The organism is Streptomyces sp. NPDC085481, assembly GCF_044541845.1.
Classification (GTDB): domain Bacteria; phylum Actinomycetota; class Actinomycetes; order Streptomycetales; family Streptomycetaceae; genus Streptomyces.
In genome coordinates, this window is record NZ_JBITTJ010000007.1 from 46,118 (window position 1) to 72,332 (window position 26,215).

The following is a 26,215-nucleotide window of genomic DNA, read 5'->3' on the forward strand; positions in this document are numbered from 1 at the left end:
CGTACGGCCAATCGGCTATGCGTCCGGGTGTCCGTCGGCGAGTGCGTCGGCGGCGTCGTCGTACACCCGGAACACCGTCCGCGCCCCCGTGATCTCGAACATCCGGTCCACCGGCGGGTGCAGTCCGGCCAGATCAAGCCGCCCCCCGTCCTCCGCCATCCGCAGCCGCGCCCTCAGCAGCACGTTCAGGCCGGTCGAGTCGCAGAAGCGCAGCCCCGCGCAGTCGACGACGATCCGTGCGGCCCCTTCGTGCTCGGTCAGGGCGTCCTTCAGCGGGGCCGCCGTGTCGTGGTCGAGCTCGCCCGACACCGTGAGCACCACGGTGTCCGGCCGCGGCCCGGGGCCGACCCGGACGCCGAGCCGCTCCACTAGCTCCTCAGCTCCCATGGCGCCGCCTGTTTCCTTCCCTCGTCCACCGGTACCCCCATGATCAGGCGAAGCCCAGGTTGCGGCGATCCCGGACGATGGTGAACAGCCGCAGCGTCCCGGTCAGCGCGAACAGCTGGCGCAGCTGCCGGGGGACCGGGCCGGCCAGGACGAAGCGTTCGCCGGCGAAATGGGCGGTCACCAGCTCGTGCAGGAACGACGAGTCGCCGAAGCCGACCTGCGAGATGTCCAGGACGGTACGGCGCGAGCCCTCGTGCCGGGCATCGGCGAGCGCCCTGCGCAGACAGCTCACCGTGTCGACGTCGAACTCGCCGGTCGCCGACAGCATGACGGTGCCGGGCGCGGGCGAGGGCTCGCGGACCACCCAGGCGGTGCCCGCCGGTGCCCGGTAGGTGCGCTGCTCCGGGTAGGGCGGCGACATCTCGCGGGCGCCCGGACCCGGACCGTTGCTCTCGATCATCACGGCGCTCCCTTCCGGGCTGCCGGACCTGCCCGCGGGCACGAGCGGGGCACCCTCCGTGAAGGCGGGTGCCCCGATTCGCGGGCCTTACGCGTACGCGGAGGGTGCCCCCGCCGCGTACGCCCCGGCCTGCGCGGAGGGGGCCACCCTCCGTGTACGCCCTCCCCGCGCGGAGGGGGCCACCCTCCGCTTACGCCCTCCCCGCGCGGAGGCTCAGCCCCGCCGCCCGTCCCGGAAGGCGCCGAGGATGCGCTCCGCCGCCAGCGTCGCGGTCAGCTCCCCGTCCCTGACCTGCCGCTCGACCTCCGGGGTCAGCTCCCGTACGGCCGGGTCGGCGTGCAGCCGGCCGAGCAGCTCGTCGCGGACCATCGTCCACGCCCAGTCGACCTGCTGGTCCCGGCGGCGGGCGGCCAGACGGCCGGTCGCGTCGAGGAGCGTGCGGTGCTGTTCGAGGCGTTCCCACACCGTGTCCAGACCGCTCGACTCCCGCGCGCTGCAGCTCAGCACCGGCGGCGTCCACACCGCGTCCCCGCCGTGCATCAGCCGCAGCGCCCCGGACAGCTCGCGCGCGGCCGCACGGGCATCCGTCGTGTGCGGGCCGTCCGCCTTGTTCACCGCCACGACGTCCGCGAGCTCCAGGACACCCTTCTTGATGCCCTGCAGCTGGTCGCCGGTGCGCGCCAGGGTCAGCAGCAGGAAGGAGTCGACCATGTTGGCGACGGCCGTCTCCGACTGGCCGACGCCGACCGTCTCGACCAGGACCACGTCGTACCCGGCCGCCTCCATCACCACCATCGACTCGCGGGTCGCCTTGGCGACACCGCCGAGCGTGCCGGCGCTGGGGGAGGGGCGGACGAACGCCGCGGGGTCCACCGCAAGCCGCTCCATCCGGGTCTTGTCGCCCAGGATCGAGCCGCCGGTACGGGTGGAGGACGGGTCCACGGCGAGCACCGCCACCCGGTGCCCGAGGCCCGTGAGCATCGTGCCGAACGCGTCGATGAACGTGGACTTGCCCACCCCGGGCACGCCGCTGATCCCGATCCGCCGCGCCCGGCCGCTGTGCGGCAGCAGCTCGGTCAGCAACTCCTGGGCCAGCGCCCGGTGATCGGGCCGGGTGGACTCGACGAGGGTGATGGCGCGCGCCACGAGCGCGCGCCTCCCCTCGCGTACACCCTTCACATAGGTGTCGATGTCGATGGCCATGGGCTCAGAGATCGTGCCCCAGGCCGTCCGCGAGCCGGCGCACCAGGTCCGCGGCCGCGTCCGGGATCACCGTGCCGGGCGGGAACACCGCGGCGGCCCCCATCTCCAGGAGGGTGGGCACGTCCTGGGGCGGGATGACCCCGCCGACCACGATCATGATGTCCTCCCGGCCCTCCGCGGCCAGCTCCTCCCGCAGCGCCGGGACGAGCGTCAGGTGACCGGCCGCGAGCGACGAGACGCCCACGATGTGCACGTCCGCCTCCACGGCCTGCCGGGCCACCTCCGCGGGGGTCTGGAACAGCGGGCCGACGTCGACGTCGAAGCCCAGGTCGGCGAAGGCGGTGGCGATCACCTTCTGGCCGCGGTCGTGGCCGTCCTGGCCCATCTTGGCGACCAGGATGCGGGGACGGCGGCCCTCGGCCTCCTCGAAGGAGTCCACGAGCGTGCGGGTGCTCTCGACGGACGGGGACGCGCCGGCTTCGTTGCGGTACACGCCGGAGATCGTACGGATCTGGCCCGCGTGCCGTCCGTACACCTTCTCCAGGGCGTCCGAGATCTCGCCCACGGTCGCCTTCGCGCGGGCCGCCCGGACCGCGAGCTCCAGCAGGTTCCCGGAGCCGCCGGCGGCGCGGGTGAGGTCGTCGAGCGCGTCCTGGCAGGCCCGCTCGTCGCGCTCCGCGCGCAGCCGCCGCAGCTTCTCGATCTGCTGGGCGCGCACCGAGGAGTTGTCGACCTTCAGGACCTCGATCGCCTCGTCGCCGTCCACGCGGTACTTGTTCACGCCGATGACCGGCTGCCGCCCCGAGTCGATCCGCGCCTGGGTACGGGCCGCGGCCTCCTCCACGCGCAGCTTCGGGATGCCGGCGTCGATGGCCTGCGCCATGCCGCCGGCCGCCTCGACCTCCTGGATGTGCTGCCAGGCCCGGCGCGCCAGGTCGTACGTGAGCCGCTCCACGTACGCGCTGCCGCCCCACGGGTCGATGACCCGGGTGGTGCCCGACTCCTGCTGGATCAGCAGCTGCGTGTTGCGGGCGATGCGCGCCGAGAAGTCGGTCGGCAGCGCGAGGGCCTCGTCGAGCGCGTTGGTGTGCAGCGACTGGGTGTGGCCTTGGGTGGCCGCCATCGCCTCGACACAGGTGCGGGTCACGTTGTTGAAGACGTCCTGGGCGGTCAGCGACCAGCCGGAGGTCTGCGAATGGGTGCGCAGGGAGAGGGACTTGGCGTTCTTCGGGTCGAACTCCTTGACCAGCTTGGCCCACAGCAGGCGGGCCGCGCGCAGCTTGGCGACCTCCATGAAGAAGTTCATGCCGATCGCCCAGAAGAACGACAGGCGCGGTGCGAACGCGTCCACGTCCAGACCGGCCTCCCGGCCCGCCCGGATGTACTCGACCCCGTCCGCGAGCGTGTACGCCAGCTCCAGGTCGGCCGTCGCGCCCGCCTCCTGGATGTGGTAGCCCGAGATGGAGATGGAGTTGTAGCGCGGCATGTTCTGCGAGGTGAAGGCGAAGATGTCGGAGATGATCCGCATCGACGGCTTCGGCGGGTAGATGTAGGTGTTGCGGACCATGAACTCCTTGAGGATGTCGTTCTGGATGGTCCCCGTGAGCTTCTCCGCCGGCACCCCCTGTTCCTCGGCCGCGACGATGTAGAGGGCGAGGACCGGCAGGACCGCGCCGTTCATCGTCATCGACACCGACATCTTGTCCAGCGGGATGCCGTCGAACAGCTGCCGCATGTCGTAGATCGAGTCGATGGCCACGCCCGCCATCCCGACGTCGCCGGTGACCCGCGGGTGGTCGGAGTCGTAGCCGCGGTGCGTCGGCAGGTCGAACGCGACCGACAGGCCCTTCTGACCGGCCGCCAGGTTGCGCCGGTAGAAGGCGTTGGACTCCTCCGCGGTGGAGAAGCCCGCGTACTGGCGGATGGTCCACGGCTGGTTGACGTACATCGTCGGGTACGGGCCGCGCAGGTACGGCGCCATGCCCGGGTACGTGCCGAGGAAGTCCACGTCCGACAGGTCATGCCCGGTGTACAGCGGCTTGACCGCGATGCCCTCCGGCGTCTCCCAGAGCAGATCGTCACCGCCGGAGGACCGCTTGACGGCGGCGCGCCACTCCTCGGCGCTGCCGGCGGGGGAGGGGGATCCCAGGCCGATCCCGGTGAAGTCGGGGATTCCCATCAGGACACTCCCATACGGTCGAGGGTGGCGGAGAGCACGGCGACGGCGTCGCACCCCGCGAAGACGTAGCTGTCGACACCGGCGTACGAACCGGGCCGGCCGGCCAGCGCGACATGCCCGGCGCCGGCCGCGCGCAGGGCCGCGGCGGTGGACTCGGCCTGCTCCTCGTACAGGGCGTCGCTGGAGCACAGGCAGGCTTCGCCGGCGCCGCTGTCCTCGAACGAACCCTCGCTGACGGGCTCGATGCCGCCCGCCTGGAAGAGGTTGGCGGCGAAGGTGAGCCGGGCCGTGTGCGCGGCGGCGGGCCCGAGCGCGGCCAGGTAGACGCGCGGCCGGACGCCGTTCGCCGCCAGATGCGCGTCGGAGCGGGCGCGCAGCGCCTCGTACGCCTCGTCGCGCCGGACGCGCGGCAGGCCGCCACCCGGCTCGGCGGGCGCGGGCACGCGCACCACGGGCTTCTCCGCGAGGTGCGGGAACTCGCTGACACCGGTGACCGGTTCACGCCGCCTGGCGAGGGCCCTGGAGCGCTCCGCCCAGGTCGCGGCCAGCCGCTCCCGGACGGTTCCGGCCCGCAGGGCGGCCGCCTGACCGCCCGCCCGCTCGATCTCCTGGAAGAACTCCCAGGCGGCGTGCGCGAGCTCGTCGGTCAGCCGCTCGACGTACCAGGAGCCGCCGGCCGGGTCGATCACCCGGGACAGGTGCGACTCCTCGATGAGGATGGTCGAGGTGTTCCGGGCGATCCGGCGCGCGAACGCGTCCGGCAGACCGAGCGCGTGGTCGAAGGGGTGCACGGTGACCGACTCGGCACCGCCCACCCCGGCCGCCAGCGTGGCGACCGTCGTGCGCAGCATGTTCACCCACGGGTCGCGGGCCGACATCATCACCGGCGAGGTCACCGCGTGCTGGAGCTGCGCCCCGGCCGCCGGAGCGCCGCACGCCTCCGCCACCCGCGCCCACAGCCGGCGCGCGGCGCGCAGCTTGGCGATGGTCAGGAACTGGTCGGCGGTGGCGGCGTACCGGAACTCCAGCTGCCCGAGCGCCTGTTCCACCGTCAGACCGCCCTCGGTGAGCGCCCGCAGATAGGCGACACCGGTGGCGAGCGAGCTGCCGAGCTCCTGCGCGGCGGAGCCGCCGGCCTCGTGGTACGGCAGGGCGTCCACGGTCAGCGCCCGCAGCCCCGGGTACCCCTCGGCGCAGCGCCGGGCCAGACCGACGGCGGCGGGGAAGCCGTCGCCGTCGTACGCGGCGCCGGTACGGGCCTCGGTGCCGAGCGGATCGGCGCCGAGGTTGCCGCGCACGGCGTCGGTGCCGACCCCGCGCCGCCCGTGGATGTCGAACAGCTCGTTAGCGGCGGCCACGGTCTCGGGACCGGCGTCGAGCACGACGGGGGCGAGGTCGAGGTACACGTTCCCGAGCACCCGGTCGAGCCCGGCCGTCGGGATGCCGCCCGCGCCCACCCTCAGCCACAGCGAGGTGACGCCGTTCTCCAGGTCCGTCAGGACCGCGTCCGGGTCGGCGGTCGTGTGCCGCTGGCGCACGTCCCAGCCGCCCGCGGTGTTCCCCTCGGCCCGGCTCGCCCGGACGAACGGCGCGAACCCGGGCAGGCCGGGCTCGGGCCCGGCGTCGCCCTCGCCATACAGCGGACGGGCCCGCAGGCCGTCCTCGAGCGCGGTGGACAGGACGTCCTCGGCCTCGGTCTCCGGAACGTCCTTGCCCGACCTGCTCAGTACGCCCGCCACGAGGCGCTGCCACTGGGCATGGGTCGCTGCGGGGAATTCGGCGGCCAGCGAAAGGCCGTCGTCAGGCAGCACAGTCATGCTCGGATGCTAGGTCAGCGCGTCAAAGGAGCAGCAGGGGAAACCGCTGTGACCTTGACCTCCCCTGATCGACCTTGAACGCCGAGCGGAATCCGTGCTCATGTCAGGGGGCATCGGAAACGGGCACTCCCTCACCACGCTCGAGGACGGGCACGGCCCGCGGACGTCCCTCGGCGTCGATCGCGACGAAGGTGAGGAAGGCGGTGGCGACCTCGGCGGCGGGACCGGAGCTGTTCCAGCGCTCGGCGGTGACCCGTACGCCGACGGTCATCGACGTCCGCCCGGCCCGCTCGAGTCCGGCCTCCACACTGAGCAGGTCCCCGGCCCGTACGGGAGCGAGAAAGGTCATCCGGTCGACGGAGACGGTCACGGCGGGCCCGTCGGCGTGCCGCCCCGCGGCGGCCGCGGCGGCGTCGTCGATGAGCTTCATCATCACGCCGCCGTGGATGGTCCCGTAGAGGTTGGTGTCGTGCTCGCTCATGATGTGGGCGAGGACGACCCGGGAGTCGTCCGGGGTCTTGGCGGTGCGGGTGGTGGGACGCGTGACGGTGCGATCGGCCACGTCAACTCTCCTTCGCGAGTCGCGGCAAGGGCTCCGCGCGCACGGGATGCCGGCGCACGGGCAGCGGCAGGTCTTCGGACTCGCGAGCACGCCCACCGGGATCACCGGCGGACACCTACTGGCCGTCGCTTCCCGGACCCGTGCCGGGTCCAGTGCTGTGTGACGGCGGTCGTTCCCGCTCACCGCTGCGGGGCAGTCCCGGATTCCCACCGGGTTCCCTCTTACGACGCATCCCGCCTGGAGGACGGGGCGAACCAGCTGCACCGCCAGCCTACGACAGGCCGCTAGCGCAGCGGCTCGCTCAGTTCGACGGCCCTCAGGGCCGCTGCCAGGGCCTGCTCGTCGCCGATGTCGAGGGCGGTGTCGGTCAGTTTGACGACGTGTTCGTCGCCGTGGGCGAGGGCCAGTTCGAAGACCTCTTCGGCGGTGCGGGACCCCGGCGGCACGAAGGCGACGGGGGCGTCCGGTGCGTACATCGCGGTCACCGCGGCGGACGCCGTCCAGGCGGCGTGCAGGCTGGGTGCCCACAGGGGCCTCGGGAGGGCGGGCAGGGTGCGCAGGACGGCGTTGGGGGCCGTGGCGGCGTGGACCAGCATCGTCTCCTCGCCGTGGCCGTGGGTGGCGTAGCGGTGGGTGGCCGCCCGCACGAGTTCGGCGAGGCGGCGACGGGCCTCGTCCGGGTCCGTGACACCGGCCGCCCACACCGGCAGGCCGGTGACGCGGTCGAGCCGTGCGGGGAAGGCCCCGTCCCGCTCGGCGACGGGCACCACCGCGTCGAGGGCGCCGGCCGCGCTGTCGGCGCCGCGCAGGGGAGCGAGACCGGATACGGGGCGGTGCCGGGCCGCCCAGTAGCCGAGCCCGTGCGCGAGTTCGGCCAGGCGCGGCTCGGTCACCTCGCCGGCGAGCAGGGTGCGCACGGCGTGCCCCACCCGGATCACCGGATGCGTCGACCCGCCGTACATCCCGGGCAGCAGCCGCGGCCACCACTGCGCGAGCACGTCACGCCACGGCCGCTCCCCGATCTCCCGGCCGAAGTAGTCGATCCAGTCGGCGACCCGCCGCGGATCCCCCAGCGCGAGCCGCCAGCCGGCGTCCGTCACCGGCTCGACCCCGGCCGGGAACTCCTCCAGCTTCCGTGCGTACAGGTCCAGCCACCGGTGCACCGCCCCCGCCCGCCCCCGGGCGGCCAGCGCCTCCACGGCCATCGGCGCGTGGTTGGTCAGCCGGCCCACCCGCTCGGGCCCCGAGCCGTGCAGTCGCTGAAGTGCCTCGTCGAGGATCCCTGTCGTCTCCATGCCGGTGACGTTAGGGCGGGCCACGGGGACGACGTAACGGGCGGAGGGCGTAGGACCGGGCGCACGGGACCTAGGTCCGCGGCCCTCGGCAGGGGCTTGTCAGCGGCTCGTCACGAGCTCGTGAGGATGACGAGTTGCCGGGTCGCGCGGGTCATCGCGACATAGCGGTCGACGGCTCCTTCGATGCCGGTGCCGAGGTTCTCCGGGTCGACGAGGACGACCAGGTCGAACTCGAGGCCCTTCGCGAGGCTCGGGGTGAGCGAGCGGACCCGGGCGGTCGGCTCGAAGGCGGGGTCGCCGATGACGCAGGCGATGCCCTCGGCGTGGGTGGTGAGCCAGGTGTCGAGGATCGAGTCGAGCTCCGTGACCGATCCGCGGACGACCGGGAGGCCGCTGCTGCGGACCGAGGTCGGCACGTTGGCATCGGGGAGCGCGGCGCGGATGGCCGGCTCGGCCTCCGCCATGACCTCTTCCGGTGTCCGGTAGTTGATGCTGAGCGAGGCCACCTCGATCCGGTCGAGCCCGACCCGCTCCAGCCGTTCCTGCCAGGACTCCGTGAAGCCGTGCCGGGCCTGCGCGCGGTCGCCGACGATGGTGAAGCTGCGGGAGGGGCAGCGGAGCAGCAGCATCTGCCACTCCGCGTCGGTCAGTTCCTGGGCCTCGTCCACGACGATGTGCGCGAACGGGCCGGCCAGCGGCTCGGGATCGGCGCTCGGCAGGGCGCTCTCGTCGATCAGGCTGTCCTGGAGGTCCCGGCCGCGCAGCATCGTCACCGCGCCCTCGCCGTCGGCGTCGGAAGCGATGATGTTGTCGATGACGCCGGCCATGCGCTCGCGCTCGGCGGCGACGGTCGCGGCGTGCCGGCGCTTGCGCAGCGCCTCCTTCGGGTTGCCGAGCCGGTGGCGTGCGGCGTCCAGGAGCGGCAGGTCGGACACCGTCCAGGCCTGGGCGTCCGTACGCTGCAGCAGCCGTACCTCGTCACGGTCGAGCCACGGCGCGCACATCCGCAGGTACGCGGGCACGGTCCACAGGTCTCCGACGAGGTCGGCCGCTTCGAGCATGGGCCACGCGCTGTTGAGGGCGTCGACCAGCTCCCGGTCGTTCAGCAGGGCCTTGCGGAACTCGTCGGGCGAGACGTCGTCGCTGCCGAGCCTGTCGAAGAGGATCGCGACCAGCTCCTCCCAGATCTGGTCGCGCGCCTCGTTGTGCGGGGTGCCCGGCTCCGCCGCCTCGAACGCCTCGGCCCAGTCGTCGGCGCTCAGCCGGAGCTCGGACCAGTCGGTGGTGACCGTCATCCCCTTGGCCGGCGGCTCCTCGTAGAACGCGACGGCCTTCTCGATCGCCTTCACCATGGCGGCGGACGACTTCAGGCGGGCCACCTCCGGGTCGGTCTCGCCCGCCGCGCCGGCCCCCTCGGCGACGAGGTGGCGCACGGTGCAGGTTTGTACGCCCTCCTCGCCGAGGCTGGGCAGGACGTCGGCGACGTAGTTCAGGTACGGCTGGTGCGGGCCGACGAACAGCACGCCGCCGCGACGGTGACCGAGGCGGGGGTCGGAGTAGAGGAGGTAGGCGGAGCGGTGCAGGGCGACGACCGTCTTGCCCGTGCCCGGGCCGCCGTCGACGACCAGGGTGCCGCGGGACCCCGCCCGGATGATGGCGTCCTGGTCGGCCTGGATGGTGCCGAGCACGTCCCGCATCCGGGCCGACCGGTTGCTGCCCAGGCTGGCGATGAACGCGGACTGGTCGTCGAGCGCGGCGTGCCCTTCGAGGCCGTCGGCGGTGAACACCTCGTCCCAGTAGTCGCTGATCAGGCCACGGGTCCAGCGGTACCGGCGGCGGCTCGCCAGACCCATGGGGCTGGCGTGGGTCGCCGCGAAGAACGGCTCGGCCGCCGGCGAGCGCCAGTCGAGCAGCAGCCGACGGCCCTCGCTGTCGGTGAGGCCGAGCCGTCCGATGTACACGGGCTCGCCGTCCTCGGCGCTCACGATCCGGCCGAGGCACAGGTCGAGGCCGAAGCGGCGCAGGGCGCGCAGGCGACCGGTCAGCCGGTGGATCTCGATGTCCCGCTCCATCGCCTCCCGGCCGACGCCGCCGGGCGCCTTCCGCTCGGCGTCGAGACGGTCGGACAGCTCGGCGATCGCTTGCCGGAGGCTCTCCGCGATGGCCGCGAAGTGCTGCTCGTCACCGGCGATCAGCGCCGGGTCGGCCTTGGGGGAGAGACGGTCGGAGAGACCGAACGCGCTGGTGGTCAGGGGGGTCATGCCATCAGCTCCGAGCACATGCACTGGGTGGATCCTCATTCCCGCGGGTTCCGGCCGGTTCTGGCCTAGGCCAGTGATTCTGCGGTATGACCGGGGCCTTGCGGCAAGCCCCCCGGTGCGCTATACGTTAGGAGTGGCGAAGAGCGCGGGTTCCTCTTCGCCTTTCTTCGTCTCTCCCCTTACGGCGGCTTCGCCCCCCGTCCCGCGCGGGCTTGCCCGGTGGCCTCGCGATCGGCCGCAACGGAGGGGGCGGCCAGCAGACCCATGCCCAGGACGCCCTCGTCGCCGAGCGGATCGCCGCCTCCGCGGGCGGGCCGTTCCCCTGCGCGGACCTCGTCGGCGTGGGCGGTGCCATCGAGCAGGACGGCGCCGGCCACCCTCATGGCCACCCGCGGCAGTCCGGTGAACCGCAGGCGCAACACCCGCGTCCGGGGCGGCCCGTCCGGCTCCGCACCCCCCGGCGAGCCGGTGGCCTCCTCCCGCGTCCTGGAGCAACCATGGAGATCAGGACGCGAGGAGGAACGCCATGATCGTCGACTGCGCCCACTATCGCGACGGGCGCCGGCAGCAGCAGGGTCCGATGGAGCTGGAGCAGGCGGCCGCGTGCCGCAGCGAGGGCGGGTTCGTCTGGCTCGGCCTCTTCGAGCCGAGCGAGGAGGAGATGGCCCAGGTCCGCGGCAGCTTCGGGCTGCACGAGCTGGCCGTCGAGGACGCCCAGACCTTCCACCTGCGCCCGAAGGCCGAGCGGTACGAGGACGGCACCGAGCTGATCATCCTGCGTACCGCGCGCTACGACGACGAGCGCGAGGAGATCGACACGGGGGAGATCAGCGTCTTCCTCGCCCCGGACTTCGTGATCACCGTGCGCCAGGGCATCGCCAGCGAACTGCACGGCGCCCGTGCCCGCCTCGAACGCCGTCCCGAGCTGCTGCGCGCCGGCAGCACCTCGACCCTCTGGGCCATCCTCGACCAGGTCGTCGACAGCTACGCGCCCGTCGTCGCGGAACTCGACCGCGACATCGAGCAGATCGAGGCCACGGTCTTCTCCGGCGCGGTCGCCCCCACCGAGCGCATCTACTTCCTGCGCCGCGAGGCCACCGACTTCTACCGCGCGGTGCACCCGCTCCTGTCCGTCCTCGCCCGCCAGCTGCAGCCGGGCAAGGCGCCGCACGAGCTCCAGCCGTACCTCCACAACGTGCACGACCACCTGCTGCTGGTCAACGAGGAGGTCGCGGCCCAGCGCGACCTCCTCGCCACCGTTCTGGAGGCCAACATCGCCGTCGTCTCCGTCGAGCAGAACAAGATCACTCTCCGTCAGAGCGCGACGATGGAGCAGCTCACCATCCTCGCCAGCGTCTTCCTGCCGCTGTCCTTCGTCGTCGGCTTCTTCGGGCAGAACTTCGCCTGGCTGGCCAACCACATCGACAGCTTCACGGCCTTCGTCGTCGTCACCGCGATCGGCCTGCTGCTGCCCTGCCTGGCGCTGTACGTCTGGCTGAGCCGCCGCCACCGGGCACGACCGTCGATGCCGAGACCGGCGGAGATGCGGTCGGTACGGGACGCCCCGCCGGAGGTGGCGGACGCGGGCGACGGATGAACCTCAGGCCCCGGCGGCGTCCAGGCGGGCGAGCTGCTCGGCGGAGAGCGTGAGGTCCAGGGCGGGCAGAGCGGCCTCGTACTGCTCCAGGGTGCGCGGACCGATCAGGGGTACGGCCCGGGGCGAGGTCTGGTGCAGCAGCCAGGCGAGCACCAGCTGATTGGCTCTCACCGCCGTCGCTGCCCGGCCGGTCCCACCAGCAGTAGCAGTTGGCGGTGTCCAGGAAGGTGCCCCCGGCCTCGGCGAACCGGTCGAGCATCGCGACCGACGTCGGCTCGTCGGTCGTCGTGCCCATCAGCATGCAACCGAGCCCGATCTGACTGACGTGCTCCCCGGTACGGCCCAGCTCGACCTGCTTCATGTGACTTCCCCTCGCGGTCCGTTCGTCCGGCAGCCCGAGACGCTAGACCTTGGAGCGCACACGAGCGCAAGGGCCGCGCCACCGGCCACGGGCGGCCGCCCTGTCGTCCCCCTCTCACAAGGCCCGGTCGTACGGATGGAATCCGCGCCCGGTCTTGCGCCCGAGCAGCCCCGCCTCCACCATCCGCAGGAGCAGCGGCGGCGGGGCGTACAGGGGCTCCTTGAACTCGTCGTAGAGGGACTCGGCGATGGAGGCGACCGTGTCGAGGCCGATCAGGTCGGCCAGCCTGAGCGGGCCCATCGGGTGGGCGCAGCCCAGTTCCATGCCGTTGTCGACGTCCGTGGCGGAGGCGAAGCCCGACTCCGTCATCCGGATCGCCGAGAGCAGGTAGGGGATCAGCAGGGCGTTGACGACGAAGCCGGCCCGGTCGCGTGACCGGATGACCGTCTTGCCCAGGGTGTCGGTGGCGAAGGCCGTCACCGCGGCCGCTGTGGCCGTCGCGGTGTGCAGGGTCGTCACCACCTCCACGAGGGGCAGCACCGGCACCGGGTTGAAGAAGTGCAGGCCGACGACACGGTCGGCGCGCCCGGTGGCCATTCCCAGGCGCATGACGGGGAGCGAGGAGGTGTTGGTGGCCAGGACCGCGTCCGGGTCGGCGACGATCTTGTCGAGGGCGGCGAACACCTCCGTCTTGATGTCGGGGTTCTCGGTCACGGCCTCGACGACCAGTTGGCGGTCCGCGAGATCGGCGAGCTCCGCCGTGGTGGTGATCCGGTCGAGCGCCGCCTCGGCGGAGACGCGGTCGAGCTTGCCGCGCTGCACGGCCCGTTCCAGGGATACGGCGATCCGCTCGCGGGCCGCGCGGGCCGCCGGCACGGTGGCCTCGCAGACCACGGTGTCCAGCCCGGCCCGCGCGCAGACCTCGGCGATCCCCGCGCCCATCTGCCCGCCGCCCACGACGCCCACGCGCCGGATGTCCGGGGCGCTCATGCCTGCGCCTCCGTGGTCCGCACGAGATGGCGGGTGTAGGCCAGCGGTGTGAAGAAGAGCGGGAGTTCGTTCGCCAGGGCGGTCTGCTCGAAGAGCTCCCGCACCTCGTCCAGCGCCGCCCACGGGTGCGCGGCACCGAGTGCCGCGAGCTCCTCGTCCAGGACCCGCAGCACGGTGTCGCGGTCGAGCACCCGGTGCCGCAGCCACTGCCAGATCTGGACGCGGGCGATCTCCGCGGTGGCGGCGTCCTCCATCAGCCCGTACAGGGCCACGGCTCCCTGCCCGCGCAGCCACGCGTCGAAGTAGCGCAGGGCCACCGCGATGTTGGTCCGCACGCCCTCCTCGGTCGGCGGGCCGCTGACGCGACGCACGGAGAGCAGGTCCGCGACCGACACCTGTACGTCCTCGCGGGTCCGGTCGAGCTGGTGCGGGCGGTCGCCGAGCACCCCGTCGAAGACCTCGCGGCAGACCCGTACGAGACCCGGATGGGCCACCCAGGAGCCGTCGAAGCCGTCCTCGGCCTCCCGCTCCTTGTCCATGCGCACCTTGGCGAGCGCGGCCTCGTGGGCGGCCGGGTCCTTGCTCGGGACCTGGGCAGCCATCCCGCCGATGGCGTGGGCGCCGCGCCGGTGGCAGGTGCGCACCAGGAGTTCGGTGTACGCCCGCAGGAACGGCGCCGTCATCGTGACCATCGCACGGTCCGGCAGCAGGAAGTCGGTGCGGTGACCGAAGGTCTTGATCAGGCTGAACAGGTAGTCCCAGCGCCCTGCGTTGAGGCCCGCGCTGTGCTCGCGCAGCTCGTAGAGGATCTCCTCCATCTCGAACGCGGCGGTGATCGTCTCGATGAGCACGGTGGCGCGCACGGTGCCCCGGGGGATGCCGAGCAGGTCCTGGGCGAGGACGAAGACGTCGTTCCACAGCCGCGCCTCGTACCGGTTCTCCAGCTTGGGGAGGTAGAAGTACGGGCCGTGGCCGGCGTCGATCTGCCGCTGCGCGCAGTGGAAGAAGTACAGCCCGAAGTCGACCAGCGGCGCGGGCACGGGACGGCCGTCGAACTCCAGGTGCTCCTCGTCGAGGTGCCAGCCGCGCGGCCGGACCACGACGGTCGCGGGGTTCTCGCCGAGGCGGTACTCCTTGCCCTCCTCGGTGGTGAAGTCGATGCGCCGTTCGACGGCGTCGAGCAGGACGACCTGGCCGCCGATGACGTTGTCCCAGGTGGGTGCGGTGGCGTCCTCGAAGTCCGCCATCCACACGGACGCGCCGGAGTTGAGGGCGTTGACGGCCATCCGCCGGTCCGGCGGGCCGGTGATCTCGACCCGGCGGTCGGTCAGACCGGGTGCGGGCGGGGCCGTTCGCCAGGACGTGTCGGCGCGGATGGCGGCGGTCGCGAGCGGGAAGTCGAGCGGGGCGCCGGTCGCGAGGCGGATGGCCTGCCGGCGGCGCTCCTTCAGCAGGTCCCGCCGGCGGTCGCCGAACGCGTCGGCGAGGCGGCCGACGAAGTCCAGGGCGGCGGGGGTGAGGATCTCGTCGTGGCGGTCGCCCGGGGCCGCGAGGACCCGGAGGAGGCGGGGCGGGGCGCTGGTGGGCATCGGGTTCTCCTGGGACGGGAGGGAGAGGAGAGGGGAGGGGAGGGATGGGGAACGGGGGCGGGCGGACGTGGTGCCCGCCCCCGTTCGCAGGGGAGGCGTACCGGTGGGCGCCTAGTGGAACTGCTCCTCCTCGGTGGAGCCGGCCAGCGCGGTGGTGGAGGAAGCCGGGTTGACGGCGGTCGAGACGAGGTCGAAGTAGCCCGTGCCGACCTCGCGCTGGTGCCTGACGGCGGTGAAGCCCTGGGCCTGCGCGGCGAACTCCCGCTCCTGGAGGTCGACGTAGGCGGTCATGCCGTGCTCGGCGTAACCCCGGGCCAGGTCGAACATGCCGTGGTTGAGGGAGTGGAAGCCGGCCAGGGTGATGAACTGGAACTTGTAGCCCATGGCGCCGAGTTCGCGCTGGAACTTGGCGATCTGGTCGTCGTCCAGGGCCGCCTTCCAGTTGAAGGACGGCGAGCAGTTGTACGCCAGCATCTGGTCCGGGTGGCGGGCGTGGATCGCCTCGGCGAACTCGCGGGCCTGCGCCAGGTCCGGGGTGCCGGTCTCGACCCAGATGAGGTCGGCGTACGGGGCGTAGGCCAGGCCGCGGGCGATGACCGGGGCCATGCCGCCGCGGACCCGGTAGAAGCCCTCCGCGGTGCGCTCGCCGGTGACGAACTCGGCGTCGCGCTCGTCGACGTCGCTGGTCAGCAGGGTCGCGGCGAGGGCGTCCGTGCGGGCGACGATCAGGGTCGGGACGTCGGCGATGTCGGCCGCGAGACGGGCCGCGTTGAGCGTGCGGACGTGCTGGGAGGTGGGCACGAGGACCTTGCCGCCGAGGTGGCCGCACTTCTTCTCGGAGGCCAGCTGGTCCTCGTAGTGGATGCCCGCCGCACCGGCCGCGATCATGGCCTTGGTGAGCTCGAAGGCGTTGAGGGGGCCGCCGAAGCCGGCCTCGGCGTCGGCGACGATCGGGGCCAGCCAGTCCGTCGTGTCCGTGCCGCCCTCGGCGGTGGCGATCTGGTCGGCGCGCAGCAGCGCGTTGTTGATCCGACGGACCACCTGGGGAACGGAGTTGACGGGGTAGAGGCTCTGGTCGGGGTACGTGTGCCCGGCCTGGTTGGCGTCGGCGGCGACCTGCCAGCCCGACAGGTAGATCGCCTGGAGCCCGGCCTTCACCTGCTGGACGGCCTGCCCGCCGGTCAGCGCGCCCAGCGCGTGGACGTAGTCGAGATCGTGCAGCTGCCGCCACAGTCGCTCGGCTCCGCGCCGGGCCAGCGTGTGTTCCTCGCGGACGCTGCCCGAGAGCCGGACCACGTCCTCCGCGGAGTACGTGCGCTCGATCCCCGCCCAGCGAGGGTCCGTCGCCCAGCGCCGCGCCAGTTCCTCGGCTGCCTTCGTCGTCGCTGCCTGCGCCATGGTGGTCTCTCCTGTGAGGTGTCTGACTCTGTGAAGATGTGAAAGGGAGTGGGGGGTGTGTACGGCCCGCCGGAGCACCGGCCGAGGCGACCGGGTCCTTACGACGTCAGGGCATGAGCCGTGCCCCGGTTTCTGCTTCCTGCCTGCCTGAACGGCGGGCCGTGGCTCGACTCTGGCACTGGCACCCAGTGCCATCAACCATGGCCGGATGCCAATTTCTGTGAATCCCGCACCCATGATTTGCCAAGTCTGCGAAGCCCTCGACGGGCGAGAACTGACCTAGGGTGTGGGCAATGCCCGTCAGGAGGGGAGTGGTCGGCCGTGAGCAAGATCTACGCCGGCGCGAGACTGCGCCGGCTGCGCGAGGAGCGCCGGCTCGGCCAGGCCGAGCTGGCCAAGGCGCTCAGGATCTCGCCCAGCTATCTCAACCAGCTGGAGAGCGACAAGAGACCGCTCACCGTCTCCGTCCTGCTCCGCGTCACCGAGACGTTCGGCGTCGACCCCGAGTTCTTCTCCGAACGGGACACCATCCGGCTCCTGGCCGACCTGCGCGAGGCCCTGGCCGACGACCTCGACCGGGGCGTGCTCTCCGCCGCCGACCTGAAGGACCTCGTCTCCCGCCTTCCCCACGTGGCCACGCTCCTGCTGGAGCTCGGCCGGGGACACCGCACCCTCACCGAACGCCTCGCCGGACTGACCGCCGGGCGCGGCGACACCCTCACCCATGACACCGCGCGCACGCCGCACGAGGAGATCCGCGAGTTCTTCTACCGGCGCCGCAACTACCTGGACGACGCCGACCGCGCTGCCGAAGACCTCGCGTACGAGATCGGCGTCCGCCCCGGCGAGGTGCGCCAGGCCCTCGCCACGCGGCTCGACGAGCGCCACGGCGTCCGGGTCACCGGCGACGCCGACCGCCAGCTTCACCGCTACGACCCGGACACCCGGATCCTGCACCTCTCGCCCCGGCTGCGCCCAGGCCAGCAGGCCTTCCGCATGGCCACCCAGCTCGCCCTGCTCGAGCACGACGACCTGCTGCGCGGGTACGCCTCCGAGGACTACGAGGAGGGCTCGACCACCTGGTCGCTGGCCCGCATCGGCGTGGCGCACCACTTCGCCGCCGCGCTCGTCCTCCCGTACCGGGTCTTCCACGCCGCTGCCGAGGAGACCCGCTACGACATCGAGCGGCTCACCGACCGCTTCGGCCTCGGCTACGAGACGGTCTGCCACCGCCTGAGCACGCTCCAGCGCCCGCGGCTGCGCGGCGTCCCCTTCTCCTTCGTCCGTGTGGACCGGGCCGGCAACATGTCCAAGCGGCAGTCGGCCACCGGCTTCCACTTCTCCCGCGCCGGCGGCACCTGCCCCCTGTGGAACGTCTACGAGGCCTTCGCCGCGCCCGGCCGCATCCACGTCCAGGTGGCCGCCATGCCCGACGGCCAGCGCTACCTGTGGACCGCCCGCACCGTCACCCGGCATCGCGGCGGGTGGGGCGAACCCGGCAAGAGCTTCGCCATCGGCCTCGGCTGCGAGGTCCGCCACGCCGGCCGCCTGGTCTACTCCGACGGCCTCGACCTCACCAACAAGGCCGCCGCCACCCCGATCGGCATGGGCTGCCGCGTCTGCGAACGCCTCGACTGCCCCCAGCGAGCGGTGCCGCCGCTGGGCCGCACGCTGGCCGTGGACGAGAACGCGGGCACGTTCGTGCCGTACGCGGTGGAGGACGGCCGGGCGGGGTGACGGCCGGGCGGGGTGACGGGTGGTCGGGCGGGGTGGCGGCCGCCCGGGGTGGCGGGTGGTCGGGCGCGGGTGGGGCCGACGGGTGGATGCTGGCGCCGCACCGACGCGACGGGCCGAGTCCTTCTCCTCGCAGCGTGCGTGAGACGGCGCGCCGACGTCAGCCCCGCTGGAAGAACTCCACCTCCGCCAGGGCGATATGGCGGCCCTTGACCAGCCCCGCCGCTGCGTCCAGTGTCAGCCGGATCGTCGTGACGTCACTGATGCCCGTGGGGAAGGTCTGCGGACCCGGCTTGTCGCTCAGCGAGAGCTTCTTGACCACCTTCCGGCCGTCCCGCGCCGTCACCTCCATGTCCACCTGGAGAGCCCGCCCCTGCCGCGCGTACTCCTCGGGCGACGACGAGGCGCCGTTGGTGATGATCACGTCGACCAGGCGGAAGGGCTTGGCGAAGGTGTACGTCACCGATGCGCCGGGGCCGGGCGCGCCCCAGTAGCGGTTGCTGAGCCCGTCCGTGGTGTCGTCCGCCGGGTGCCCGGGCGACTGGGCGCTCGCCTCGACGCGGGTCGGGGTCACCGCCTTGGCCTTGCCCAGCTTGTCCCGGGTGTCCTCGATCAGGTGGCGCCCGGCCGGCAGCAGCAGGAAGCCGCCCGCGCACAGGGCGAGCACGACGGCCAAAACCACCAGGAAGCGCGTCAGCCGGCCCGAACCCGCCCGCGTACGGCGACGGAACGGCCAGACCGTCCGCCACCACGGCAGGGGAGCCTGCGCGGTGGCGGGCGTCAGCGGCGCCGCGCAGCGGCGGCAGAAGCGGCGGTCCGGCGGGTTGGGCGTACCGCACGCGGGGCACGGCACGCCGGCCACGTCATCGCCCACGACCGCCGGCCGTACGACGGGTCGCGGCGCGACCGCCTTCGCGGGCTGCACGGGCGCGGGGTCGGCCACCGGTGCCGCCGCCGGCCGGGCGGCCACCCGCGGGCTGACGGGCGCCGGGGCCTCCGCCTCCGGAGCGGCGGGCGGCCGCGGCGCCGTCTCGGGCCGGGACAGGGCGGTGGTACGCGGAGGACCGGGCGGCACGTGCGGCGCACGCTCCCGGCGGCGCGACCAGCGGCCGACCTGGCCTTCCCCACGGGCGGGACCGGCTTCGGGCGGCGGTGTCGGGGACGCCTCGGGCTCCGCCGCAGAGCGCCCCGTCGGGTCGGCGTGGGCGGCGGGACCCGCCTCGGGCTCCGTCGCCGGCCGCCCGGTCGGGTCGGCGTGGGCGCGGGAGGGGGAGTCCGCCGGCCCGGTGGCCGCGGCCCGGTGCGCGCCGCGCTCCGATTCGCCGCTCTGCGGGCCGGGGCGGCTCCAGGAGCCGCCGTTCCCCGTGCCGTTCCGGGGCGAGGTGCCCTCCGCCCCGCCGCTTCGGGCGCTCCGCGCGGTGGAGCCTCTCGCGTCACTGCTCGCCCGGCCCGGGCGGCCGGCGCCTCGCGCGTCAGTGCCCTCCGACTCGGCGTCACCCCGGCCTCCGGCCGCGGTGCCTTCCGCCGCGCCGCCGTCCGCCGGGCCACGGCGGGCAGCGCCGGTCGTGTCGCCGGTCCCCGAGCCCCGTGGCGCGGTGCCCACCGCGTCGCTGCTCCCCGGCCCCGGGGCCGTACCGCCCCGCGAGTCGCCGTCGCCCGAGCCCCGGACCCCGGTGCCGGCCGAGTCGCCGTGCACCGGCTCCCGGGCCCCAGCGCCTTCCGGGGCGCCGTCCTCGGGCCCTTGGGCCCCGGGCCCGGCCGAGTCGCCCCGCGGCCCCCAGTCCCCGGCGCCGTCTGCTCCGCCGACCTCCGGGTCCACGGGCGTCGTGCCGCCGTTCGGCGCCGGCGGCCTCGTCGGCCCCGCACCCGGGCTGGTCGGAGACCAGCCCAGATACGCGCCGCAGTTGCCGCAGAAGTCGTCCGCCGGGCCGTTGGACGCCCCGCATGCCGGGCACTCACGCAACGTCGTCACCTTCCTCGAGCGCTGCCGCCGGCGGGCCCGGCAGGACCTCGACGCGGCAGACCGTGTGGACCGGGCACAGGGTGCGTACGAGGGCGCGGACCCGGTCCGCGTCCACCGGCCCCTCGCGGTCCGGCCAGACCCGTACCAGGACCTCGTCGGCCGGTGGCGGGGGCGGCTCGGCGCCGGGGGTGTCGGACCAGGTCGCCCCGCCGTCGCCGCTGACGTCGGCACGCACGCCGAGGACCAGGTGCAGCGCCTCGACCAGGCCGCGCCGGGTGCCGCGCCGGCGGTGGAGTTCCACCGCGCGGGCCACCGCCTCGCGGCGCAGCGCCAGCGGCCACCGGGGGTCGTCGACGCCGCCGACCCAACTGGCCAGCCAGGACAGGAAGTCGGCGGGGGTCACGCGGGGGTCGAGGTACGCGGGGAGGTTGTCCAGGGTCGTGAAGACCGGGGCCAGGACGGTGTCCAGGCCCGCCGTGAAGCGCTGGGCGAAGTCGTCGTCGGCGTACAGCGCGGGCAGCTGCTCGCCGATCGGGTGCCGGCTCGGCAGGCCGGGTACGGCGGCCCGGCTCATCCGCGTACCTCCGGCTCCGCGGCCGTCACGACCACCTGGTGCTGGTACGAGAAGACCAGCGTGCCCGCGCCGATGTCGATCCGGTCGACCGGAGCACCGCGCCGCCCGGTGAGGGGATCGGCCGCGAACAGCCGGATCTCCTCCACCAGGACGTCCCCGATGGCGCGTTGCAGGACGCCGAACACCTCGCCGTACTGCACGGGCCGCCCGAACGGCCAGCCGGTGCCGTCGGGACCGCCGTGCAGCGGGTTGAGGTGCCGGAACAGTGCCGCCAGCGCCGCGTCCCGCACCCGGTCGGCGTCCGCGGCCGGTGCCGACAGGCGGGCGACGACCGTGACGCCCTGGTAGACGGGCGGCTCCACGACGAGGCGGGTGCCGATCAGGCGCCGTTCGTCGAGGGTCGCGGTGATGGTGCCGAGCACCTGGCCGGAAGGGATGAGCTGCTCGAAACGGAGCCGGTCGCCGTCGTCGGCCACCGCGTCCGGCACCACCAGGACCCGTACCGCGCCGGGCTCGCCGTCCACTGCGGGCAGACAGCGGACCCGGCGCACGGACGGCGCCGCCTGACGGGCGATGATCTCGTAGTCCTCCGCGGTCACCGCGCGCTCCTGCATGCGCAGCGTCTCCGGCGCCCGCAGCTTGGCGTTGTCGATCGTCTCGCCGGCCACACCGCCGCGCGCCGCCTCCCGGTTGGTGACCTGGGCGACGTACGGAACGGAGCTGCGCAGTACGGAGATGGCGCCGCGCGCGACATTGCCCGCCGGGCCGCCACCGGTGCGGTAGCGGGTCACACGGATCTGGGATCCCTTGGGCGGTACGGCGCCGCAGGGGCGCAGCGTGCCGTCGGCCTCGCGCAGCACCGGCGGGAAGAGGAACTCGCCGGTGGTGGCGTCCACGCGCACGTGCCGGTCCTCGGGTGCCGATCGGCCGAAGTGCTCCACCACGTCCCAGCGCTGCCACCCCTCGGGGGAGGACACCTCCACCACCGGCGGCTCTCCGTCGAGCAGGACGGGCGGGCGGCCGAGCCGGAAGGTCTGCCCGGCCACGCCCTCGGACGCGCCGAGCGGCACGTCGGTCACCGTCTCGGCGTGCTCCACGGTCATGGTGCCGCCGACGGTGAAGACGGCGGCCTCGCGCACGGTGGGCGACTCCGAGTAGAACGGCTGGCCCGGCTCCGCCTCGGTGACCCGGCAGCGCAGCCAGCCCGCGCGGGTCCCGCCGATCACCGAGGCGGTGTGCCCGGCCGGCACGTAGACGATGACCTCGCCCGGCCGGTTCAGACCTCCGGTGCTGTCGGTGCCGGTCTCGCAGCGCTGCCAGCGCCCGCCGTCCCACGCCTCCCACACCAGCGGGGGCTGGCGCGGGTCGACGCCGACACCCTGGACGCGGCTGTCCAGGCGCACCGCGACCACACAGCGCGGCACCGCAGCAGGCAGGCCGAACAGCAGCGCGTCGCCGGGCTCGGGCGCCCCCTGGAAGCACGGGATGTCGCGGCCCTCGGCGAGCCAGCCGGTCCGGTCGGCCTGCTCGCCGCCGTGCGGTGCGGTGACCAGACGGATCAACTCGCTGGGCACGATGCGCAGTTCGCCGGCCGTGGCGAAGACCACGGCCTCCTCGGTCTCGCCGGCCGCGGTCGTCACCTCGGTGCCCGCCGGCAGCGCCACCGCTTCGGGCTGCGGCGCCGAAAGCCAGAAGTCGACCTCGGCGGATGCGGCCGACGGCGGGAACAGCTGGATGCCCAACAGGTCGAGGAACGCCAGGTAGTTCTTGTCCGGGACCCGGTTGAGCCGGTAGAGCAGCTGGTCCACGAGGTAGGCGAACGTCTCGATGAGGGTGACGCCAGGGTCGGAGACGTTGTGGTCGGTCCACTCGGGCGCGCGCTGCTGCACGTACCGCTTCGCCTCGTCGACGAGCTGCTGGAACCGTCGGTCGTCCAGGTTGGGGGAGGGCAGGGCCATCAGTCCGCGACCATTTCCTCGGCCCCCTCCTCGGAGGGGATCGTGTAGAAGGGGAAGACCAGGTTGCGCCGGTCGTTGGTGGTGCGCACCGTGTAGTGCACATCGATGTAGAGGGTGCCCGCGTCCACGGAGTCGAAGGCCACGACGACCTCGTCCACCGCGATCCTGGGCTCCCACCGCTCCAGCGCCTCGCGCACCTGCTGGGCCACCCGCCCCGCGGTGTCGCCGTCGCCGGGCGCGAAGACGTACTCGTGGATGCCGCAGCCGAACTCGGGCCGCATCGGCCGCTCGCCGGGCGCGGTACCGAGGATCAGGCGGATGGCCTCCTCCAGCTCCCGTTCCCGCTCGACCATGGCGATCCCGCCGGTCGGCCCGACGCGCAAGGGGAACGCCCAGCCGCGTCCGATGAACCGCTCGCTCATCACACGCCCCCGATCAGCACGTTCATGGCGCCGGTCAGGATCATCGCGCCGCACGAGGTCTGGTCCCGGGCCTTCGCGGCCGGCAGCCCGCCGATGAGCACCGTGCCCGAGGCGAGCCCGGCCGGGTTGGGCATGATCACGTTGCCCGGCCCGAGGGCCGCGTGCGGCGGGACGACGCAGACGTGCAGGCTGCCCACGACGGCGGCGGGCTGCCCGCCGATCAGCACGGTCGCCACCTTCGCGGCGGCGCCGGGCGGCGGGGTGGCGATCCGGCCGCCGTGGTTGGTGGGGTCGCCGGTACGGGCTGCGGCTGGCATCGGACGCTCCTGAGGACGGGGGCGAGGGGCGAGGGCGGGTGCGACGGAGAAGAAGGCGAGGGGCATGGGCGGGGCCTCAGTTGATCCGGACGAGGCGGGCCTTGAGGACACCCAGCAGGCCGCCGTCGACGGTCACGTCCGACTTGCCGGTCACCCGCACCGACCGGCCCCCGATGCTGACCCCGTCGGTCCCGTCGATGTCCACCTGGCGGCCGGTCACCTGCACGGTGCCCCGCCCGGCGTCCAGCGTGATGCCGCTCTTGTCCAGGAGCACGGAGGTCAGCGGACGGTTCCGCCCCGCGTACACGGTCAGCTCGATCCGGTCCCGGCGGTCGTCCATGCGTACCTCGAGACGCTCGTCGCCGGTCACCAGGCGCAGCCCGGACGGGCCGGGCGCCGCCGCGTCGAGCAGCTCCACGCGGTGCCCCGAACGCGACACCACCGAGCGGCGGTTGACCTTCCCGCTGGTCTTGTCGATCAGCGGCACGTCGTGCGGCGAGGGCTTGTCCACGCCGTTGTAGAGCCCTCCGATGACGTACGGACTGTCCAGCAGGCCCTGCTCGAAGCCCACGAGGACCTCGTCGTTGACCTCCGGGCTCACCACGCCGCCGCCGCCCTTGCCGCCCCACTGGACGGTGCGCACCCAGTCCGTGACGTAAGTGTCGTCCAGCCACGGGAACGTGAGCCGTACCGCGCCGCGCTCCGAGCCGTTCGGCTCGCGCACGTCCGTCACCACGCCGATCGCCAGACCGGGGATGCGCGGGCCGCGCCCCGGCGCGTTGGCGCCGGTCACCAGGCCGGTCAGGGAGCGGTCCGGGCTGGCGCTGACCCAGACGGTGGTGCGGTAGCCGCCGTGCGGCTCCAGGACGTGCTGCACGGCCGTCGCCGTGTACTTGCCGGAGAACGCCTGCCCGACGTTGCCGAGCGCCACGGGCTTGCCCGCCCGCAGCAGCGGATTGCCCTCTGCCACCGCCTCCAACTCGCCGAAACCGGCACTGACCTGGTCCGCCGCCGCCTTCGCGACCGCCGTCGTCTCGGCCTGCGTACGGTACGGGGTGTCGGTGACGGCCACCGTCGACCTGCCGAAACGCGCCGCGAGCTGCGGACTCAGACCCGGCACCACCGTGTCGCTGACCACGGACGGCTGATCGGCGACCAACGGCCGCTTCGTCGTCACGTCCCAGCCGCGCACCTGCACCTTCGAGGCACTGTCGGCAGCCGACAGCGCGGCCCGCAGCGCCAGCAGGTTGCGCCCGTACTCCAGGACCATCGGGTCGCGCGTCGCCGACGTCGACGGGGCGGGCGCACCGGAAGCCTTCGTGGGCCTGGTGAACTGGAGCACCCCCTTCTCGTCGACCCGCACCTGCGCGCCGCTCTCGCCCGCGAGGTACTGCAGGAAGTCCCAGTCGGAGACGTTCGCCTGGGACAGCTGCTGGTACGTCACCGGCGCCGCCTCCACCTTCCCGACGGTCAGTCCGGCGCCGGCGGCCACCTTGCGGACGATGGCGGCGGCCGTCATGTTCCGGTACGCCACGACCTTGCGGCCGCGCTGGAGGCGGTGGGCCTTGGAGTAGGCGCGGACGACGGTGAAGGAGCCGGTACGGTCCCGGTCGATCTCCAGGGCCGTGACCTCGCCGTTGAACAGCCGCTCCCGCGCCTGCCCCTTGACGGTCACCACCGAAACCCGCAGCGGTGTGCCGATCGTGATGCCGGTGGCGCGCAGGAACTCGTGGTCGGGGTCGCGATAGGTGAGCACCGCCGTGTCCGGCAGGCCCACGTTCTCGTCCACGACACAGCTCACCAGCTGCGCCGCCCAGATCTGCGGCAGTTCGCCGGGCGTCTCGATGATCGGGTCGGCCGCGAACGACCGGCCTCCGGATGCGCTCGGGCTCACCGTTCCTCCTCGTTGTCACCGGATTCGTGGTCCCGCATGGCCGGCACCACGAGCTCGGTGCCCGGGACCAGGGCCATCGGGTCGTCGATGCGGTTGGCCTCCGCGATGGCCCGCCAGGCCGTCGCGTCGCCGTACTCGCGCCAGGCCAGCATCGCCAGGCTGTCGCCCGCCACCACGGTGTGCGTGCTGCGGGCGGTCCGCGCTCCGGACGTCGGGTTCTGGCCGGCCGGGTCGACGCTCGCCTCTTCGATGGACAGCGAGCAGGTGGCCCGCAGCGGCTTGCCGTCCACGTCGAAGAGCGTGTACGACACCGACAGGCTCGACAGCACCCCGTCGAACGACGTCGTCCGCGCGCTGCCCCACTCGAAGCGCACCCAGGGGCTGGCCGGCTTCTTGCGGCCGAGGCTGGCCGGCGTCGGCACGCACGCCTTCATCAGCTTCTCCACCGCCTGCTCCACCGAGTTGTCGTGCTTGGCGGTGGCGTCCAGGAACACCTCCAGGCTCAGCGTGCGCGGACCGCTGCCGACGAACTCGGGCAGCGCCGACTGGCCGGCCATGCGGGAGGGCGTGCGCCGCCACTCGGTGTTCTTGCTCAACTGGAGGGTCGACGGGTTGAACTGGAGGTCGAGCCGCGCGAGCGTCCCGCCCGGCTTGGCCCCGACCGAGGCCGGCGGCTCCTTGAGGGTGAGCTGGGCCCTGGCGCGGCTGGCGCGTGCCGATGAGGCCATGGCGTGGACTCCCTTCCGGAGCGGGCGAGGACGACGAGAGGAGACGGGGCGGGGTGGGTCAGCAGGTGTCAGGAGGGCAGGAGGCCCGCGTGGGCGATCTCCAGGGTCTCCACCGCCGCTGCGGAGTTGGCGGGATCGAAGGACGGGCCCTGCCAGCGCACCGGGACGATCCCGAACACCTGCCAGCTGATGATCCGGCTCAGATCGGGCCGCAGGGCCACGATCTCGCCGTCCTTGGGTTCCACCCGCCGCAGCGTCTCGTCCAGCCAGCGGCCGATCTTCGCCGTGTCGGCGGTGACGGGCCGGGTGAGCGTGATGTTCGACCAGGTCACGCGCCCCGGCAGCTGCCAGGTGAAGCCGTTGTTGCCGCCCTCGGCATAGCTCTCCATCTCGACCTCCGCGCCCATGCCCGAGCAGGTGTGGAAGGCCCCCAGGTCGTTGCCGCCGATGGCAAGGCGGAAGAACACGCTGGTCGCGAAGATGTTGTCCGTCATCTGGTCCGTCGTCCGTCCGTCATCCGTGTCTC

General features: G+C 73.3%; 23 protein-coding genes, 1 pseudogene and 1 riboswitch. Of the genes and pseudogenes, 2 read left to right on the plus strand and 22 right to left on the minus strand.

Features of this window, described 5'->3' with window-relative positions:
* Positions 1 to 15: 15 nt before the first annotated feature.
* The 9 genes from ACIGEZ_RS16755 to ACIGEZ_RS16795 form a co-directional block, all read right to left on the minus strand.
* Complete coding sequence (locus ACIGEZ_RS16755; RefSeq protein WP_399831570.1) at positions 16 to 387, minus strand: STAS domain-containing protein; 372 nt, start codon at positions 385 to 387, stop codon at positions 16 to 18.
* A 43-nt stretch (positions 388 to 430) separates the two neighbouring features.
* Positions 431 to 847 (minus strand): STAS domain-containing protein, encoded by a 417-nt coding sequence (locus ACIGEZ_RS16760; RefSeq protein ID WP_399831572.1) that lies wholly within the window; start codon positions 845 to 847, stop codon positions 431 to 433.
* 213 nt (positions 848 to 1,060) lie between these two features.
* Positions 1,061 to 2,050, minus strand: a complete 990-nt coding sequence (meaB, locus tag ACIGEZ_RS16765; RefSeq protein ID WP_399831574.1) for a methylmalonyl Co-A mutase-associated GTPase MeaB — start codon at positions 2,048 to 2,050, stop codon at positions 1,061 to 1,063.
* A 4-nt stretch (positions 2,051 to 2,054) separates the two neighbouring features.
* The gene (scpA, locus tag ACIGEZ_RS16770) at positions 2,055 to 4,229 is read right to left on the minus strand and encodes a methylmalonyl-CoA mutase (RefSeq protein WP_399831576.1); all 2,175 of its coding nucleotides are present in this window, start codon (positions 4,227 to 4,229) and stop codon (positions 2,055 to 2,057) included.
* Positions 4,229 to 6,046, minus strand: a complete 1,818-nt coding sequence (locus ACIGEZ_RS16775) for a methylmalonyl-CoA mutase family protein (RefSeq protein WP_399831578.1) — start codon at positions 6,044 to 6,046, stop codon at positions 4,229 to 4,231. Before ACIGEZ_RS16775 ends, scpA begins: the two co-directional genes overlap by 1 nt.
* Positions 6,047 to 6,149: 103 nt before the next feature.
* Complete coding sequence (locus tag ACIGEZ_RS16780; protein WP_399832131.1) at positions 6,150 to 6,527, minus strand: acyl-CoA thioesterase; 378 nt, start codon at positions 6,525 to 6,527, stop codon at positions 6,150 to 6,152.
* 149 nt (positions 6,528 to 6,676) lie between these two features.
* A riboswitch (cobalamin riboswitch) is annotated at positions 6,677 to 6,832 on the minus strand.
* 60 nt (positions 6,833 to 6,892) lie between these two features.
* Entirely contained in the window at positions 6,893 to 7,903 is a 1,011-nt protein-coding gene (locus tag ACIGEZ_RS16785; protein WP_399831580.1) for a questin oxidase family protein, read from the minus strand.
* 110 nt (positions 7,904 to 8,013) lie between these two features.
* A complete protein-coding gene (gene helR, locus ACIGEZ_RS16790; RefSeq protein ID WP_399831582.1) occupies positions 8,014 to 10,164 on the minus strand; it encodes an RNA polymerase recycling motor ATPase HelR in 2,151 nt (716 codons plus the stop codon).
* A 179-nt stretch (positions 10,165 to 10,343) separates the two neighbouring features.
* Positions 10,344 to 10,586: a hypothetical protein gene (locus ACIGEZ_RS16795; protein ID WP_399831585.1), complete on the minus strand. Its 243-nt coding sequence runs from the start codon at positions 10,584 to 10,586 to the stop codon at positions 10,344 to 10,346.
* 104 nt (positions 10,587 to 10,690) lie between these two features.
* Between ACIGEZ_RS16795 and ACIGEZ_RS16800 the strand changes: the two genes are divergently transcribed.
* On the plus strand, positions 10,691 to 11,761 hold the full coding sequence (locus ACIGEZ_RS16800; protein WP_399831587.1) for a CorA family divalent cation transporter: 1,071 nt from the start codon (positions 10,691 to 10,693) through the stop codon (positions 11,759 to 11,761).
* 3 nt (positions 11,762 to 11,764) lie between these two features.
* Here ACIGEZ_RS16800 and ACIGEZ_RS16805 read toward each other — a convergent pair whose 3' ends face one another.
* The 5 genes and pseudogenes from ACIGEZ_RS16805 to aceA form a co-directional block, all read right to left on the minus strand.
* A complete protein-coding gene (locus ACIGEZ_RS16805) occupies positions 11,765 to 11,932 on the minus strand; it encodes an aldo/keto reductase (protein WP_399831589.1) in 168 nt (55 codons plus the stop codon).
* Positions 11,933 to 11,948: 16 nt separating this feature from the next.
* Positions 11,949 to 12,122: pseudogene (locus ACIGEZ_RS16810) on the minus strand (aldo/keto reductase); the annotation flags it as partial.
* A 114-nt stretch (positions 12,123 to 12,236) separates the two neighbouring features.
* Positions 12,237 to 13,112 (minus strand): 3-hydroxybutyryl-CoA dehydrogenase, encoded by an 876-nt coding sequence (locus ACIGEZ_RS16815; protein ID WP_399831591.1) that lies wholly within the window; start codon positions 13,110 to 13,112, stop codon positions 12,237 to 12,239.
* The gene (aceB, locus tag ACIGEZ_RS16820; protein WP_399831593.1) at positions 13,109 to 14,701 is read right to left on the minus strand and encodes a malate synthase A; all 1,593 of its coding nucleotides are present in this window, start codon (positions 14,699 to 14,701) and stop codon (positions 13,109 to 13,111) included. The genes ACIGEZ_RS16815 and aceB overlap by 4 nt, the downstream gene beginning before the upstream one ends.
* A 111-nt stretch (positions 14,702 to 14,812) precedes the next feature.
* On the minus strand, positions 14,813 to 16,099 hold the full coding sequence (gene aceA, locus ACIGEZ_RS16825) for an isocitrate lyase (RefSeq protein WP_399831595.1): 1,287 nt from the start codon (positions 16,097 to 16,099) through the stop codon (positions 14,813 to 14,815).
* 321 nt (positions 16,100 to 16,420) lie between these two features.
* Between aceA and ACIGEZ_RS16830 the strand changes: the two genes are divergently transcribed.
* A complete protein-coding gene (locus ACIGEZ_RS16830; RefSeq protein WP_399831597.1) occupies positions 16,421 to 17,836 on the plus strand; it encodes a short-chain fatty acyl-CoA regulator family protein in 1,416 nt (471 codons plus the stop codon).
* A gap of 157 nt (positions 17,837 to 17,993) precedes the next feature.
* On the opposite strand, the gene ACIGEZ_RS16835 is transcribed toward ACIGEZ_RS16830, so the two are convergent.
* From ACIGEZ_RS16835 to ACIGEZ_RS16870, 8 genes are all read right to left on the minus strand, one after another.
* Entirely contained in the window at positions 17,994 to 19,805 is a 1,812-nt protein-coding gene (locus ACIGEZ_RS16835; protein WP_399831599.1) for an NADase-type glycan-binding domain-containing protein, read from the minus strand.
* Positions 19,789 to 20,370 carry a phage tail protein gene (locus tag ACIGEZ_RS16840; RefSeq protein WP_399831601.1) on the minus strand — a complete coding sequence of 194 codons (582 nt, stop codon included), beginning with the start codon at positions 20,368 to 20,370 and terminating at the stop codon, positions 19,789 to 19,791. Before ACIGEZ_RS16840 ends, ACIGEZ_RS16835 begins: the two co-directional genes overlap by 17 nt.
* A complete protein-coding gene (locus tag ACIGEZ_RS16845; protein WP_399831603.1) occupies positions 20,367 to 22,328 on the minus strand; it encodes a putative baseplate assembly protein in 1,962 nt (653 codons plus the stop codon). Before ACIGEZ_RS16845 ends, ACIGEZ_RS16840 begins: the two co-directional genes overlap by 4 nt.
* A complete protein-coding gene (locus ACIGEZ_RS16850; protein WP_362647829.1) occupies positions 22,328 to 22,750 on the minus strand; it encodes a GPW/gp25 family protein in 423 nt (140 codons plus the stop codon). Before ACIGEZ_RS16850 ends, ACIGEZ_RS16845 begins: the two co-directional genes overlap by 1 nt.
* Positions 22,750 to 23,067, minus strand: a complete 318-nt coding sequence (locus tag ACIGEZ_RS16855) for a PAAR domain-containing protein (protein WP_399831605.1) — start codon at positions 23,065 to 23,067, stop codon at positions 22,750 to 22,752. The genes ACIGEZ_RS16850 and ACIGEZ_RS16855 overlap by 1 nt, the downstream gene beginning before the upstream one ends.
* 76 nt (positions 23,068 to 23,143) lie before the next feature.
* On the minus strand, positions 23,144 to 24,961 hold the full coding sequence (locus tag ACIGEZ_RS16860; RefSeq protein WP_399831607.1) for a VgrG-related protein: 1,818 nt from the start codon (positions 24,959 to 24,961) through the stop codon (positions 23,144 to 23,146).
* A complete protein-coding gene (locus ACIGEZ_RS16865) occupies positions 24,958 to 25,689 on the minus strand; it encodes a LysM peptidoglycan-binding domain-containing protein (RefSeq protein ID WP_399831609.1) in 732 nt (243 codons plus the stop codon). The genes ACIGEZ_RS16860 and ACIGEZ_RS16865 overlap by 4 nt, the downstream gene beginning before the upstream one ends.
* 68 nt (positions 25,690 to 25,757) lie before the next feature.
* On the minus strand, positions 25,758 to 26,183 hold the full coding sequence (locus ACIGEZ_RS16870; protein WP_030664136.1) for a phage tail protein: 426 nt from the start codon (positions 26,181 to 26,183) through the stop codon (positions 25,758 to 25,760).
* Positions 26,184 to 26,215 lie beyond the last annotated feature (32 nt).